The organism is Bacillus sp. RC242, from assembly GCF_044908245.1.
Taxonomy (GTDB): Bacteria; Bacillota; Bacilli; order Bacillales; family Bacillaceae_G; genus Bacillus_A; species Bacillus_A mycoides.
Map to the genome: position 1 here is coordinate 1 of NZ_JBIYCZ010000003.1, position 18233 is coordinate 18233.

Below are 18233 nucleotides of genomic sequence, written 5' to 3' on the forward strand. Positions count from 1 at the left end.
GTCTTCAAACGAAAAACACCTCCATTGAATTTGCATACTTAGTATGCGAATTCAGGAGGTGTTTTTTTCATGTACCACTATTCGGGTTCACTTCATTTTAACGTAAGGGTTTTATTTTTCATGTGCTAATTTCTTGCAATATGTGTTCAATTAATTTATGTAGCCGAACGCTGAGCAGAATACGTATTAGTGTACTAAACTCGAGATAGTTGTTGTAATAAAAGGAAAAGTTTCCATACAAAGTGTTGACATCTATTTTAAATAAGAGTAACATTTTCTATGTAATTATAATAAGTCTCTGTTAGGTGAGGCTCCTGTATAGAGAAATGCTACTGCCCAAAAATGTCGAGAGACGCCAATGGGTCAACAGGAATGATCGAATTAAGGTTTTTCTTAACGTAGCTGGTAATGAACCTATGCTATACAGTGCTAAAACTCGGCGAGGGAGAGGTCCGTAGATTTCTAATTGTATTATATTAGGAATCGCTTATTTGTGTATGCAATGACCTTTGCTCTCTTATGAGTAAGGGTCTTTTTTGTTAGCAAGCTATGAGTAATTTCATAGTATAGATTATAACTAAAAAATTAAAGAGGAGGTGAGGAGCATGTCAAATTCTGACTCGGTTCCGTTACCCATATACTTCAAATCAAAAATATATGATGTAGGCAGGAAACGACTTGTTCCTCCCTCTATATTTATCGTAATGTAGCGTTTATTCGAGTATTTAAGCGCTAGACACTTTCACGGTAAAGTGGATAAATTGAGAAACAAAGTGTTTCTTCCTATGTTGTAAAGGAGGAGACGATAATATGTTATATGTAAATAAAAGTGTGGGTAACACTTCGTATAAATTAAGTAAAAAAGCAATGAAAGAACAAACAATGCTTCAAAAAAATAAAGATTTATTAATTGAAATCGCAACAAGAGATGTAAAATCTGTATTTGCGTATTTTAAAACAACAAGAGACGGACTATCTATGAAAGAGGCACAAAAGCGTATTCAAGTATACGGTCGAAATGAATTAACTTCAAAAAGAGCGCGTATTGCGGAAGTAATGATGAAGCTAAGTGGAATGATCCCAGGTCTTTCAAAACAAAATATGGGTGATGAATTACAATGTGAAACAGTTACTGTTTCTAGAGTAGAAGCCTCTAGCGTAACAGGGCTAAACAGTGAACTGAAAATGATGAAATTACCAATACAAGAGCTTGTACCTGGAGATATGATTTTTCTTTCAGAGGGCGATACAGTGCCGGCAGATGTACGTATTATTTATGCAAATGATTTATTAGTAAATGAATCTATGCTGACAGGAAATGATGCTAGTATTGAGAAATTTGAAAGTTGCTATCATCTTGAACGTAAACGATTTATTCCATTAAAACGGATGAAAGACTATAATCCACTTGAACTTGAAAATGTATGTTTCAAAGGTACGTATATTGTTGACGGAAATGCAAAGGCTGTAGTTGTTTCGACAGGTAAAAATACGTATTCAGGAATACTTCATACTTGCTGTGGTAGAATGTCTTAATGTGTTAATGATGCTAAATATACAAAAACAATGTATAATAGACAAAGTTGAACAAAAACGTAGAATGGTAATCTATATATAACCTTACGTGATAACGTGAGGTTATTATTTTTTGTTAGTAGGAGAGGAATTATGAAAAAAGTATTATTAGTTGATGGTATGGCACTATTATTTCGTGCTTTTTACGCAACAAGTGTATATGGACAATTTATGAAACGACAAGATGGTACCCCGACGAATGGGATTCATGGTTATATGAAGCATTTATTAACAGCAACACAAGCAATCGAACCAACGCACATTGTAACGTGCTGGGATATGGGAAGTACGACATTTAGAACGGAATCTTTCTCGAATTATAAAGCAAATCGTGCAGCACCGCCGGAAGAATTAATTCCGCAATTTGATTTAGTGCAAGAAATGACTGCGAAATTATCTATGCCTGTAATCGGTATGAAAGGTTATGAAGCGGATGATTGTATCGGTACGCTTGCAAAACAATATTGCAATGAAGCGGAAGTTTATATTTTGACAGGTGATACAGATTTACTTCAACTTGTTGATACGAATGTTACAGTTATGCTTCTTCGTAAAGGAATTGGAAATTACGAGTATTACACACCGGAAAAAATCATGGAAGATAAAGGTGTAGAACCTTGGCAAATTGTTCATGCGAAAGCTTTCATGGGAGATACAAGTGATAATTATCCGGGTGTAAAAGGTATTGGTGAAAAAACAGCGTATAAGCTTATTCAAGAATACGGGACAGTATCGGCAGTGCTAGAAAATATAGCATCATTAACGAAAGCGCAGCGCACAAAAATTGAAAGTGATTTAGAGAATTTAAATATCTCTTTACAATTAGCGCAAATTCATTGTGAAGTTCCAATTTCATGCTCGTTAGAAGAAGGGTTACACACAATGGACGAAGAAAAACTACGCTTTGTTTGTAACGAAATGAATTGGGGAAGACCTGAAATATTAATTAATATGCTTTAAAGAGCATGGAAAGGTTGATCAAATATATTTTTGATTAACCTTTCTTTTTTTGTTCACAAAGTTGTCAGAAAATAAACGGAATTTTCATATGAAGTTCAAATGGAATTCACAACAATCAACTATTATAAGGACACACAGATAAATCCTTATCCCGCATTAACGGGAGATAGGACTTCTATCTCAGTATTATAGCTGAATAAAGAGTGATGATGGAAGAGTAACTCCCTGTAAAAGCCCGATTGATGTAGGCTAATAATTAGTGAGGGTAAATCCTCTCATTGATTAAAGTTTCAAGTTATCTTTTATATAAACCATCCCCCAAGGAGGAAAATAAACATGCGAAAAAAAGTGAGAAAATCCTTTAAACAATTATTAATAGAAAATAAACAATCCCTACTAACTAATAAAGAGAATATGAAAGAAATTGAAGAACGGATTGAGAAACGACATGTAGCATATAGTGCTGCTAGCAATTGATAATTTTGTTTATGAAAAAAGCTTGTAGTTTGGATATTATCCGAACTACAAGCTTTTTCTTTTTTGATTAACGCCACCAAATCCAAGTCCAAAAGTAATTTCGTATATTTCGAGGAGTAATGCGTATGAAACGTTCACCGTCAAAGAAACAATTTAAATTTGGAAGTGTTTCATCTGGATTTTCTGGAATAAAGGTGACGATGTTTTCGTTACTTGTAATGGTTACTGTGATTGGTGGATCGGTAGGAGAGACTTGAAGTTGTAAAGAAACGTTTGCCGTGTTTTTAAATTCATTATTAATAGGTGGACTTATCACTTGTACTGTGAATAACACGATAATTGTTTCGTTCGGTTCCAAATTAGTAGCGACTAGGAAACCGATATTCGGATTCGCTAGTGGAGAGCGTTCCCCATTAATGAAGACCGTACCGTTCATAAATTGTAAACCTGCTGGAATGGTGTCTTGTAATGAAATATTTGAAAGTGAAATCTCGGAAGTATTCGTAATACGCACTGTATAATCAAAATATTGGTTTAAATAAGCAGAGCTGACGGAAGCATTTTTTATCACTGCTGCCGTTATAAATTGAACTGGTATACGAACAATATTCGAATTAACAATGAAAATAATAATTGGATCCTGTGGTGTCAATTGGAAAGCAGCTGTAACTGTTGCGGAATTGATAATTGTACTGTTTGAAGGGATAGAAGTTACGAGAACTTTAAATGTTATAGTTGCTACTCCATCTGCCGATAAGGAACCAATGTTAATACCAGTGTCTGGTCGAATATTTGGAACCGAAGTACCGTTAATTGTTACACTGTTTTCTATAAATGTTGTACCAGCTGGAATCATATCTAAAACGGAAGTACTTACTGTAGGAATTGGGGAATGATTAAATATCTCTAATGTGAATGTAATAATATCTCCTATAACGACAGAAGATTTGTCAGCGTTTTTCTCAATGCGCACCATTGGATCAACGATCGTTGTTGTAACGGTATTTGTTTGCTTTGTAATTGTAATAGGTGGTTCGGTTGGATCGACGATAAACGTATAGGAGATAGTAGCATCGTTATTGATAGCAGATTGAAGAGTCAAAGAAGATATTGTTACTTGGAACGTAACGACAACAGATTCATTAGGAGCAAGGTTTCCTAATGTAATACCGTTTTCGGGATTCGCATTAGGTTGATTGATTCCGTTAATCGTAACACTACCAGTAACGAAGGTTGTATCTACTGGTACAGTGTCTACAATAAGAAAATCGTCAATAGTCACATTGCCACTATTAGTAATAGTAATTGTATACGTTAAAGTTTGACTAGGTAATGCATTCGTGGCATTAACAGATTTTATGGCAACGACATTATCATTTTGGACAGTTGTTGTCACAGTATTTGTTGTAGTCGTATTTGTAACAGGTAAGTTATTTGGATTGACTATATAGTTAAAAGTAGTAATTGCTTTGTTGTTGAGCTCATTTGGTGTTGGAATAGAAGTTACAGTTACTTGGAATGAAGCGATAGTATTTCCACCTACAATTATAGTGCCAATTGGTATGCCGCTTACTGGATTAACTCCCGGAAGAGTTTCTCCGTTGACAATGACGCTATTTTCTATAAACGTAGTACCTTGAGGAATAATATCTTGAATGATTACATCATTTGCTGCAACATTACCAGTTTCATTTAATGTAATCGTATACGTTAACGTATCACCAACCGTTGCAAATGCAAGGTCAACAGCTTTATTACTATTCAAATTCGCATGATTAATTTCTGTTACAGCAGCTGATGAAATAATAGTTTCGGTAATAGGTGGTTGGTCTGGTACCGTGTATTCATATTCAATTGCACTCGTGTTAGAGATTGGATTTGTTTGCGGAATCGAAATAACCCGGACTTGGAATAGAATAGTTGCTGTCGTATTAGGCGGAATGTTATCAATTGGTATACCGCTAAGTGGATTGTCATTTTGCCGAGCGTTGCCATTTACAATAACGCTATTCTCTATAAAGCTCGTATTTGCTGGGATGATATCTGTAACGATAATGTTTTCCACTTGTATATTTCCGTTATTTATGATGGAAATTGTATAAGGGATAATAGTTTGTAGGTCAGCGTATTGGATTGGCGTTGTTTTTGTCGCAATTACATTAGCAGAAATAACTTCAGTGAAGGTAATATTACTAGTCGATATTTGTTCTTCCCCGTTTATTGTATAGCGGGAAGCTGATTGATTTTGAACATGGCCGCTAGCTGGAAGAGCTACGACGGTAACAGAAAATGTGACTGGGATAGAAATGTCAGGAGCAATCGTTCCTACAAGTATACCGGTACTTGGATTGGCGTTAAGCTGCGGAATGTTATTTACTAAAACGCTACCGTCTATAAAGGTTGTTCCATCAGGAATATTGTCTGTAAATACAACAGCAGTAGCATCCGTATTCCCTGTATTCGTTAAAGTTGTTGTATAAGTTAAAATGTCACCAATCGTTACAGAAGTTAAATCAACAGTTTTCAGTGAAACGATATCAGCGTCATTAATTTGAACGAAAGTAGTATTGGAAGTAGTAGATTTTTGAATTGGTGCAAAGTCAGGATTGAAAATAAAGTCGTAGACGATGTTTGCAGTATTAGGTGCTGGATTTACAGCAGGTAAATTCGTAACGGAAACTTGGAATGTTATTGTTGTCGATTGACCTGACGCGATATTAGCAATGGGAAAGCCGATATTCGGATCTGCTGCAGGAAGTACAGTATTGTTAACTATTACACTTCCCGGAATAAATACTGTTCCATCTTCTATAGTATCTGTAAAAAAGATGGAGTTAGTTGTAGTGGATCCGTTATTTTGGATTAATACTGTATATTCAATGATTTCATCAATATTAGCTAATACTTTATTAGCGGATTTTGTAGCGATAAGAATAGCGTCAATAAATTGTATATTTGTACTATTGGAAGAGGTCGTTTCTGAAATTGGTGGTGAGCTTGGATCCGGTTGATATTCATAGTGAATGACAGCGATATTATTAATGTTATTTTGAGAAGGTATAGAGACTACATTTACTTGGAACGTAACAATAATCGTATTATTTGGAAGGATAATATCAAGGGTGATTCCGGTAATTGGATTTTCGTTAGGTCTTGGTATGCCATCTACAAGGATGCTATTTGGAACGAATGTGGTGCCAGCTGCAATTGCGTCAATTAGGAGAGTATTTGTAATAGGTACTGTACCAGCGTTTGTAACTGCGACTGTATATGTGATGATTTGACCGATGCGTGTAATGGATCTATTGGCGGATTTAATTGCACTAACATTTGCCGTCCGCACTACCGTGTTTACTGCATTTGATAACGATCTACGCTGAATAATCGGAGAGCTAGGGTCAATTTGGTATTCGTACGAAGTGTCTGAAATATTAATGACTGTATTGCCGGACGGTATATTTGTAAGTTGTACTTGGAATGAAATAGTGACTGTTTCATTTGGTTGTATCGTGCCGAGAGTTACTCCGTTTTCAGGATTCGCGCCAGGCTGAATCACATTATTTATTGATAAGCTATCTTCAATGAATATAGTACCTTCTGGAATGTTATCAATAAACACGGTATTGTTAGCTGGAATGGTTCCTATATTTTGTAGTGTATTTGTGTAGGTAATAATTTGCCCAATTGATACGAAAGTTACATCAGCGCTTTTAACAGAAATAATATTTGCATTTTGAAGTGATGTTGTAACAATGTTAGAGTTTGCAGAGCGATTCACCGGTGGAGCTGTAGGAATACTTACATATTGGTAATTTGCAGAAGATTGATTTACAATTTCGGTTTCAGTAGGTGGATTGTTTGTTTGCACTTGAAATAGTATCGTTTTTGAACTATTTGCTGGAATCGTTCCAATCGGTATTCCGTTTTCTGGATTTACACCTGGCTGCAGGACACCGTTAATTGTGACACTATCGGGAACGAATGTAGTCCCAGCTGGAATAGAATCTGTAAAAATAATATTTATTGCGTCAACATTGCCGATATTTTTCACTTCAGAAATATAAAGTATAGTTCCGCCAATATCTACAGTTATTGGATTGGACGTTTTTGTAATTGTCAATTGTGCTTGCACAAAATTTGTAATGACAATATTACTTGTAGATGTTTCAGTAATAGGCGGCTGGCTTGGATCTGGTTGAATTGTATATGTTGTATTGGATTGATTTGTAATAGAATCTTGCGAGAATGAATTATTAATAAGAATTTGAAACGAAATAAGGTGAGTAGCGTTTGCTGCAAGGTTAGGCAAAGTAACACCTACGTTTGGATTGGCACCAGGTATAGCTGTTCCGTTAAGTGTAAAACTATTTTCTACGAATGTAGTCCCATTTGGAGTAGAATCTAAAAATGAGAGATTAGTTGCTGAGATATTTCCGTTATTTTCTAATGTTATCGTGTAGGTCAAAATATCGCTAGTTGTTGCTTGTTGTGCATTGACTGCTTTTAAAGAAATGATAGTCGCATCTGAAATTTGTGTGGATGCTGGATTAGAAGTAATTGTACGAGAGATGATAGGAGAGGTTGGATCGGCGATAAAAGTATAGTCAATACGGGCTGTATTAGAAATTGGATTCACGCTTGGAATGGATTGAACGATAACTTGGAATGTGACGGTGACGATTTCTGACGGCGCGATGGCGTTTAATGGTATCCCTACGTTTGGATCGGAACCTGGAACGGAAACGCTATTAATGGTCACGCTATTAGGAATAAATGCAGTTCCTTCTGGGACCAAATCTGTTAAATTAACTGTATTTGCAGTTGTATTTCCGTTATTTTGAACGACTACTGTGTAAGTGATTGTACCGTTAGTAGATTGTACGAGAGAATCTGTATTTTTAATTACGGATAACGATGCATCAACGACAGCTGTATTAACCGTATTAGATGAGGATGTTGCTGTAACTGGAGGTTGACTTGGATCGACAATATACGTGTAACTTGTAATGGCTTGATTTATAATCGCCCCTTGCGGTGGAATAGAACTTGCAAGAAATTGGAACGTAATAGTAGCAAAATCACCTGGTGCGATAATACCAACTGGAATACCGAGAGTTGGACTTGCATTTGGAAGTGACATTCCATTTAACGTAACGCTATTTGGAACGAATACTGCACCTACAGGAACTCCGTTTATGAGCAATACAGAATTTGCAGGGAAATTTCCGGTATTTGTTAATGTTGCTGTATACGTAATTATATCTCCGATGGATACGATTGATCGATTTGCTTCTAAAACAGTAGTAACGGTAGCGTTATTAATTTGTGTTGAAGCGCCATTAGAATTTATTGTGCTTGTAACAGGAGGAGCTGCCGGGTCAACAATGAATGTGAATTGAATAGATCCAACGTTTGTAATTGGGTTTGAAGGTGGAGTAGATGCAACCATGACTTGGAAAGTAACAGTTAAGGAACTGTTCGTACTAACGGTTCCGATATTAACCCCGTTATTTGGATCTGCCCCTAGAATGATACTTCCATTTACAGAAAAACTATTTTCAACAAAGGTCGTTCCAGCTGGAATAAGATCTGAGAAATTTAAATTCGTAGCGTTTGTATTGCCGCTGTTTTGAATCAAAACTGTATAAGTGATTGTGTCTCCGATATTTGCAAAGGCTGTATTAGCAGTTTTTACAGCTGAAAGTATTGCTGAATTAATAGAAGTAACGAAGACGTTCGTTTCCACATTGCCAGGCTGGGCTTGTAATGAATTGCCTACGTTATATTGGAAGTTAACAAATCCTAAGTTTTGGAGTTCAGGTGTGAACGTTGTTGGATTGCTTACGATTTGCACTTGGAACATAATTGTTACGATTTGATTTGGAGTTATTGTATTTATGCCAACACCGTCAATGATAGAAGCGGATGGTAATGAAGTGCCATCAACAATGACTGATCCTGCAACAAATTGTGTCCATGTCGGTATAGGGTCTGAGAAAACAACGTTGTTAGCAGAGATATTTCCTGTGTTCGTAATAGTAGTTGTATACGTAATCGTATCACCGATAGTTGCAAAAGCTTTATCTCCTATTTTAATAGTGTTTAAAATAGCACTTTCAATTTTTGTTGTAACGCTGTTAGAAGTAATATTTTTTGAAACTGGAGGATTTGCTGGATTAACGATATGGTGGAAGCTAACGCTAGCTTGGTTGGAAATTGGATTTATAGGCGGAATTTCATTGGCATTAATATGAAATGCTACGATGACAGATTGGTTTGGCGCGATATCACCAATTGGAACACCTGTAATTATATTTGCATTTGGGATGCTAATTCCGTTAAGTGTAAAACTATTCGGTTCAAAGGAAGTTCCGGCTGGAATAAGGTCGGTAAAAATAACATTCGTTGCACTAACATTTCCGCTATTTGTAATTGTAACGGAGTAGACGATATCCTGCCCGATATCTACCGTTTCCGCATTTGAATTTTTTTGTGCAGTAAGGATAGCGCTATTAATTTGGGTTGTCGTTGTATTCGATTGATTGGAAGTTGTAATAGGTGACTGGCTAGGATCAACGACATAATGATATGTGGTAGAAGTAAAATTAGAAATTGGATTAAGTGTTGGAAGTGTAGTAACAGTTGCTTGGAATGTAACGATTGCCGTATTACCCCCATTAATTGAACCTATGTTTACACCAGTAGACAAATCAGCGTTTGGAATGGTTTGCCCATTAACTGTGAAACTGTTTGGAATGAAACTTAAATTGCTATCAAGAATATCGATAATAGTTACATCAGTTGCAGCCACATTCCCTGTATTAGGAAGGCTAAGTGTAAATGTTATTGTATTACCAACATCCGCAAAAGTAAGATTTGCTGTTTTTGTACTAATAATATTTGCGTTGTTTATTTGAAGAAGTGTAGTGTTGGAGCTAGCTGTATTCGATACCGGCGGATTACCTGGATCAACAGTAAACTCATACGTCGTTGATGCTGTATTTGGTGCTGGATTACTCGGTGGGATGCTGTTCACTGTAACTTGAAAGACGATACTATATATTTCATTTGGTGGAAGTGCTGCGAGTAATACACCTGTATTTGGATTCGCATTAGGTTGTAAAACGCCATCGACAGTTAACGTGCTAGGAACAAATGTGAGTCCACTTGGTAATACGTCTGTGAATACAATGTTAGTTGCATCGGTATTGCCTACATTGATAATAGAAGTAGTATAAAAGGCAGTTTGCCCGGTATCTGCAAAGGATACACTTTTATTTTTCGTCATGGATAATATAGCTTCTCTAATTTGCGTTGAAACAGGATTACTAATTGAAGTTTCTGCATCAGGTGGTGAGACTAATTGATACGATGTCGATGAGAAATTTACAATTGGATTTGCGGTTGGTAATGAGGTCACGTTTACTTGGAATGAAACATTTACTGTAGCCCCAGCTGTTATAGGACCAATATTTACACCATTCGTTGGATTCGCACCGCTTTGAGGAATTCCATTGATAGAAAATGTGTTTGTGATAAATGTAGTTCCGCTCGGCATTGTATCTGTGAAAATAACATTTTGTGCGGAGGAATTTCCGTTGTTTGTTAAAGTGACAGTATAAGTGAGTGTATCTCCGATGTGGCTATAGGCTTTATCAACTTGCTTTGATGAAAGAATGGTAGCTGTATTAATTGTAGTAAACGTTGTGTTTGAAGTAACATTTCTTGAAACAATAGGTGCATTTGGATCAGCGATAAATGTGTAAGAAGCAGTAGCGGAGTTGGCAATGGGATTTTGAACAGGGGTGGAAGTAGCGGTAACTTGAAATGCTATAGATATTGAGCTGTTAGGAGCAATTGATCCAATCGTTATACCTGTATTAGGATTAAGACCAATTTGTGTGATGCCATCTATTGTAATGCTATCAGTAATAAACGTTGTACCATCTGGAATAAGGTCAGTGAAAGTAATGTTAGTTGCATTTGTATTACCACTATTCTTTAAAATGGTCGTATAGGTAATGGTATCACCTAGTGTTACAAGCGTTTGATCGACTGATTTTACCATCGTTATCATGGCATCTAGTACAGGATTTGTAACGATATTCGTTGAAGTAGAAGTTGTAATAGGAGCTCCGCTTGGATCAACAGTATAAGAATATAAAATTGTGTCATTATCCATAATCGAGCTTGAAGGGGGAATAGAAATAACATTTACTTGGAAAGTAACAGTTACTGTTTCACCGGGTGCGATATTTGGTAAATTTACTCCAAGTGCTGGTTGCGCACCAGGTTGCTGAACTCCATTTACTGTAACTGAATTTGGTATGAATGTAGTGCTAGCTGGAATAGCGCTTGTGAATGTTATATTCGTTGCTGCTGTATTCCCTGTATTTGTAATAGTAGTGGTATACGTAATCGTATCTCCAACAGACACTATAGATTTATCAGCACTTTTTGTTGTAGTTAATATTGCACTATTTATTGTCGTAGTCACGGTATTAGATGAAACGGTTTGTGTTATAGCGGGTTGACTTGGATCGACAATATGCTGAAATTGTACAGAACTAGAATTAGAGATTGGATTTATACTTGGAATGTTTGTCACAAGGACATTTATCGTAATAGTAGCCGTACCACCTGGATTTATATTTCCAATCTGAATCCCGTTTGCCGGATTTCCAATTTGCTGTGTACCAGAATCGCTTGTAAGAGTCCCGGAAATAAATGTCGTTCCATCAGGCAAAATATCCGTGAAAATTATATTTTGTGAAGTGACATTTCCAGGGTTATTTAATGTAATTGTATAAGAAATTGTATCGCCGATCGTTGCGAAATTTTTATCCGCGGATTTAACCGCTACAATTTCCCCGGAATTTATTTGTGTCGAAACAGAATTGGATGTTGTACTTCGTGAAACGAGTGGTAAATTAGGTCCTGTCATAAATTGATAATTAATAGAAGCACCGTTTACAACCGGTGAGTTTGGTCCCCCAGGCCCAATTGTGAAAATTGGATTTGGAATACTAACTACTTGCACGCGGAAGGTGACGTTTATAAAATCTCCTGCAATAATATCTCCAATTGGTATCCCATTCGCTGGATTTACTCCAGGTAATAAAACCCCACCTACTCGAACGCTATCTTCTATAAATACTGTATTATTTGGAATCGGATCTGTAAAAATGATATTAATAGCAGTCGTGTTCCCTATATTTTCTAATAAAACAGTATACGTTAAAAATGAATTTCCAGGTGCTACGTCAGAAAAGATACGATCCACGCTTTTCGTTGCTTGAATGATTGCTTCATTTATTTGAACTAAGACCGGATTACTAGTAGCCGTTTCTGTAACAGGCGGCTCGGTAGGGTCAATAATGATAGAGTATGTTGTACTAGATTGGTTCATCGTAGGGTTTGAATCTGGTATTGAACCGACAATAGCTTGGAAGCTGATGGTTGTCGTTCCTCCAACTGGAATGGGGTCTAAAGGAACCCCGTTATCTGGCCTAAATCCGAGTTGTGGGGTGGTATTAATTTGTATGCTATCAGGAACGAATGAAAGTTCAGGTGGTAATATATCGATAAAAACAGGTGTGTTTGCAGTTGTATTTCCGTTATTAGTGAGAGTAGTTGTATACGTAATTGTATCGCCAACAGCAGCAAATGCACTGCTCGCAGTTTTTGTTGCGATAACGGAAGCAGTATTTACTTGTGTAAAAGTTTTATTGGATTTAACTGTTCGTGAAACAGGTGGTTCATTAATATCTACAATAAAACTATATTGAAGCGATGATTTATTAGGGATTGGATTAGGATTTGGAATCGTTGTAATGTTTACTTGAAAGCTGAGTATAACTGATGCATTTGAATTTATGTTACCGATATTGATACCATTTTGTGGATTTGCATTAGGAATGGTTGTTCCATTTACTGTAAAACTATTTGGAATAAACGTTGTACCATCTGGAATTAAATCTGTAAAAATAACATTGTTTGCGGTAGTGTTACCGGAATTAGTAATGGTAGAAGTGAAAGTAAGTGTATCTCCAATAGTAGCGAATGTTGAATTGACAGTTTTATTTATAGATAGAGTAGCATCAATAATTGGAGTAACCGTTGTGTTTGTAATTGTACTACCAACAGCAGGTGATTGGTTTGGGTTCACTGTATATTCATAATTTACAAGGGCATTATTTGTTAATGTGCCACTAGGCGGTATCGCTAAAATTTGTGCTTGAAAAGCAATAAATACAGTATTACCTGGTGGAATATCTGCTAAGTGAATACCAAGTGATGGATCTAATCCTGGTTGTGGAACATTATTGATAGTTACGGAGTTTTGGATAAATGAAGCTCCTGCGCCAAGCCCATCCGTTAAAACATTTGCACTAGCAGGGATATTACCTGTGTTTGTAACTGCAATCGTATAGGTAACGATATCTCCAATTGCAGCTGTCGGTGTATTCACTGATTTAGTAGCGACGATCGTAGCGTTATTAATTTGAGTTGTTATTACGTTACTTAACGCATTGGCGGATGCTGGAGGTAAGTTAGGATTTACGACATATTGGTACGTTGTATTACTTTGGTTCGGGATTGGATTTGGACTAGGGATGGAATTTACTATTACTTGAAATGAGATTGTTGTATTTGTATTGGGGTTTATTGGATCAATTGCTACGCCATTTGCTGGATTTATATTAGGGAGTGTAGTACCATTTACTGTTACACTATTTGGAATAAATGAAGTCCCACTTGGAATGGCATCTGTAAATACTATATTTGATGCAAGTGTATTCCCGTTATTTGTTAAAGTAGTCGTGTACGTAATAATATCATTTACGTTAGCAAACTGTTTATCTGCAGATTTTGTAGCGGCAATTGAGGCGTTATTAATAGTTGTCTGTACCGTGTTAGAAGCCACCATCTGCATTACAGCTGGCTTGGATGGATCGTACGTATATTGGAATGTTGTGCCTGATTGATTTGTAATCGGATTTACAGCAGGGATAGTTGGTACAAGAACCTGGAATGCAACGGTTCGTGATGAATTCGCTCCTATCGTACCGATAAAAATACCGTTAGCAGGATTTGCATTTGCTATAGGGACATTGTTAATCGTTACAGTATTAGGAATGAACAGGGTACCCGCTGGAATGATATCTGTAAACGTTACATTAGAAGCAGGGATATTCCCGTTATTTGTTAAAATAGTCGCATATAATATGACATCACCAACATCAGCGAAATTTGTGCTCGTTAGTTTTGTAGCAACAATATTAGCAGTATTAATTTGTGTAGTTACTATATTACTAGTAGCGTTTTTCACAACAACAGGTAAATTTGGATCAGCGATAAAGTTATATTGAAGTGAAGCGCTATTTTGAATTGGATTTGGTGAAGGTAGCCCATTTGCACTTATTTGAAAAACAATCGTTGTAAAACCACCTGCAGGAATGGAGCCGACTTGAAGGCCGGTACTTGGGTCTGCACCTAGCTGTAAAGCGCCACCTATAAAAATACTATTTGGTACGATAGTGGTGCCGAGAGGGATTATATCGGTAACAACAACATTGTTTGCTGTAGTATTGCCAAGGTTAGCTAAGGAAATTGTATATGTGATTGGTTGCCCGACATCGGCAATAGTTAAATCTACCTCTTTGACAATAACTACATTTGCTAAATTAATTTGTGTACTTACAGTATTACTTAAAGATGTTTCTATAATTGGTGGATCACCTGGATTTAGAACGAAACTATACTGTGTACTCGATGAATTAGTTGTTGGATTTTGGGCTGGTAAAGCAGTGACAGTTACTTGATAAGAAACGGTAATTAATCCGCTAGCAGGAATAGAAGGTAACAGGACACCGATATTTGGATCTGCATTGTTTTGCAAAACGCCATTAATAAGAAAAGTATTTGGAATAAAGGTAGTACCATCTGGATTTATATCTATGAAAGTAGGATTATCAGCAGAAACGCTTCCTGCATTCGTTAAAATAACGGTATAAGTTAATATATCTCCAACAGTAGCGAACTCTCGATCCACTGATTTTGCCGAAATTACATTTGCATCATTAACTTGGATAAATGTAGTGTTTGTAGTTGTGTTTGTACTTACAGGAGAAGCGTTTGGATCAACGATAAAGTTATAGGAGATGGAAGCGCTATTCAAAATAGGATTAGGATTTGGAATACTAGTTATTAATATTTGGAATGAAGCTGTAATTGTAGTATTAGCATTGATGCTACCAATATTGATGCTAGCCGGTGTTGCGCCCGGCTGAGTAACACCGTTAACTATAACACTGTTCGGTACAAAGGAAGTGCCATTCGCAATGGAATCGGATAGTAATACATTGTTCGCTGTAACATTTCCATCGTTTGTAAGAGCAAAGGTGTAAGTTAATACATCTCCAACTTCCGCAAACGTTTGACTTACAGATTTATTAGCATGAAGATTTGCTAGTCTAATTGTTGATGTAACAGAATTAGAATTTGCTGTTTTTGAAGTTGGTGGCAGGCTTGGATTTACAGTGTAAATATAAGAGGAGAAAGCGTTATTAATGATAGGGTTTTGTGCAGTAATGTTAATGACTGTTACTTGGAAGGATAAGGTGAAAGTAGCTCCACCAGGAATTGTGCCGATAGGTAAAGCAACGAGAGAATCTACATTTTGCAAAACTCCGTTGAGCGTTACAGAACCTAATGTTAATATCGTTCCATTTGGAAGTGGATCTGTTAGTTGAACGTTATTGGCGGCCGTATTTCCATTGTTTGTAATAAGGATTGTATAACTTATCGTTTCGCCAATTGTGGCAAATTGTTTATTTGTAGACTTTGTTAATGTTAAATTCGCATTGTTAATTTGAGTAGTAACGACGTTAGAAGAAATGTTTTTCATAATGGGTGATTGGCTAGGGTTAACGGTGTACTGATAAGAAGCGCTTGATCCGTTAGATATGGCATTTGACGCGGGTATTGTGTTTACTACTACTTGAAATGAAACACTTTTGGTTGTGCCAGTTGGGATGGATCCTATGTTCACACCATTAGCGGGATTAGCGCCAACTTGTGTCGAGCCATCTATTGTTAAACTGTTTAGGACAAAAGTTGTTCCTGTAGGAATGACATCTGTAAAAATAACATTGTTCGCATTCGTATTACCTGTACCTGTAAAGGCAACAGTGTAAGTCAGGGTATCGCCAATATCTGCATAGTTTTTATCTACTGCTTTCGTCATTGTTACAGTAGCATTATTCACTTGAGTGGAGACAATATTTGTCGTATCAGTTCCACTTACTGCCGGCTGATTTGGTACAGGAATGTATTGATATGTTGTTGTACCACTATTTAATATTGGATTTGTTTGGGGGATAGAAGGAACGAATACTTGAAAGGAAATAGTAGTAGTAGAATTTGCAGCAATAGATCCAATTGATATACCATTAGCGGGATTTGCTCCAGCTTGAGTAACTCCGTTAACAGTTACACTCCCTGGAATGAAAGTAGTCCCGCTAGGAATCGGATCTGTATATATAACATTAGTTGCAGCGATATTTCCTATATTAGCTAAGGCAATACTGTAAGTTAATGTTTCACCAATATCGGTAAAAAGTTTGTTAACTGATTTTGTGCCATTAATATCTGCGAGGTTAATTTGTGTTCCTGCAGAGTTACTTGTTGCAAGACCGTTAAAAGTCGTTCCTCCGGCAATCGGTGTATATTGAAATGTAATATTCGCAGTGTTAGAGATAGGATTTTGACTTGGAAGAGAAACGACAGTCGCTTGGAAAGCTACTGTACGAGAAGAGCCATTATTAATTGTCCCCAGAGATATACCGGCGACCGGATTTGCGTTTGTTTGTGGTACGTTATCTATCGTTACGCTTCCAGGTATAAAGGAAGTACCGTTAGGGAGAACATCTGTAAAAGTAACGTTATTTGCAGGAAGAAGCCCGGTGTTAGGAACAGTAACTGTATAGGTTAGAATATCTCCAATTGTAGCGACACTTTTATTCACGCTTTTAGTTGCTTGTATATTAGGTGAGTTTATATTGATTTGTAAACCGACTGTATTTAACATATATGCATCCCCGTTAGTAGTTAAACGAATTGAGGCAGATACTTGGGAATTTGTTAAATAAGGAGAAATATCAATGGAAGTAATGTCCCATCCTTGTCTTCCAGCGGAGATATTTGTACTTGTAGAGGCACTCTGGTTTCGCGTTCCAAATGTACCAGTTGTATCTAAGTTCCCTGCAGCATTATTAATTTGAGAACCGAAGAAATTATTAACAGCATTATTTGGCCCAGATAATGCATTTAATGAACTGAAATTTGGTCCAAATAAAGCTTGATCCCCAGTTAAATCAGCATCCCCTTCAGTAGAACTTAAAAATAATCTCCCGCTTACAGGTCCCCCGGCAGGTGTTAAAAACCCTGAGACAGATACATCTGCACTACCGGTTTCTACAGAAACGCGGTTACCAGCTACGTAAATTGTTAAATTTCTTGCGGGTAAGGAACCGTTTTGATAAGCGACAATAAGCGTCCATCCTGCAGAATTAATGGCTCCATTAGAAGCGTCTAAAGGATCTACAAGTCCAGGAACAGAACCTGTTGTATAAGATCCAGATCCAGCAGCTTGAACGAGTGACGTTACATCCGCTGATCGTGTGTAAAATCCAAATGTGACAGATCCAGAAACGAATGTTTGATTTGAAGCTGTAACAGCCGAAGGGGTAATTGAGTATGTTGACACAGGTGTTGTAAAAGAAACGGGGTTTCCTAATACACTCGTAATGTTTTGATCCCGAGATAAATAGTTTCCACCCCAAACGAGTTCTGCGTAAAGAATAGTACTACCAGCAGGGATATTCAAAATAGCGGTAGAACTATTTTGTGTATAGTTTAACGTTGTACCTGCAGGAAAAGTAGTTACTTGTAAAGCGGTATTCGTAGTTACGAATGCACCAATTGCACCGATTGTACCAGCACGGTTTAGATTGCTAATTTTACTTAAACCTAGTGTGTTTCCTGTAATAGCGAGTGCGCCGTTAGTGGTGGTAGAAAATCGATTCGTAATGGGCATGTTGTCACCTCATTTACAATATAGTCTTGGTCAAAATAGGATATGTGTGTGAGTGATAAAGGGAAACATGTACAAGTTGATTCATGCAGAATGGTTCAAACGTCTAAAGAAGGAGATGGGG

General features: G+C 36.9%; 4 protein-coding genes and 1 riboswitch. Of the genes, 3 read left to right on the forward strand and 1 reads right to left on the reverse strand.

The genetic code is table 11. From position 1 onward, the window contains the following. Positions 1-290 precede the first annotated feature (290 nt). Positions 291-456: riboswitch (M-box (ykoK) riboswitch) on the forward strand. A gap of 354 nt (positions 457-810) precedes the next feature. From ABH957_RS06945 to ABH957_RS06955, 3 genes are all read left to right on the forward strand, one after another. Then, complete coding sequence (locus tag ABH957_RS06945; protein ID WP_113937082.1) at positions 811-1536, forward strand: P-type ATPase actuator domain-containing protein; 726 nt, start codon at positions 811-813, stop codon at positions 1534-1536. 132 nt (positions 1537-1668) lie between these two features. Then, positions 1669-2535: a 5'-3' exonuclease gene (locus tag ABH957_RS06950; RefSeq protein WP_113937083.1), complete on the forward strand. Its 867-nt coding sequence runs from the start codon at positions 1669-1671 to the stop codon at positions 2533-2535. Positions 2536-2871: 336 nt separating this feature from the next. Further along, positions 2872-3012: an FbpB family small basic protein gene (locus ABH957_RS06955; protein WP_001228051.1), complete on the forward strand. Its 141-nt coding sequence runs from the start codon at positions 2872-2874 to the stop codon at positions 3010-3012. Positions 3013-3079: 67 nt separating this feature from the next. On the opposite strand, the gene ABH957_RS06960 is transcribed toward ABH957_RS06955, so the two are convergent. Continuing rightward, positions 3080-18112 (reverse strand): DUF7507 domain-containing protein, encoded by a 15033-nt coding sequence (locus ABH957_RS06960; RefSeq protein ID WP_404510831.1) that lies wholly within the window; start codon positions 18110-18112, stop codon positions 3080-3082. Positions 18113-18233 lie beyond the last annotated feature (121 nt).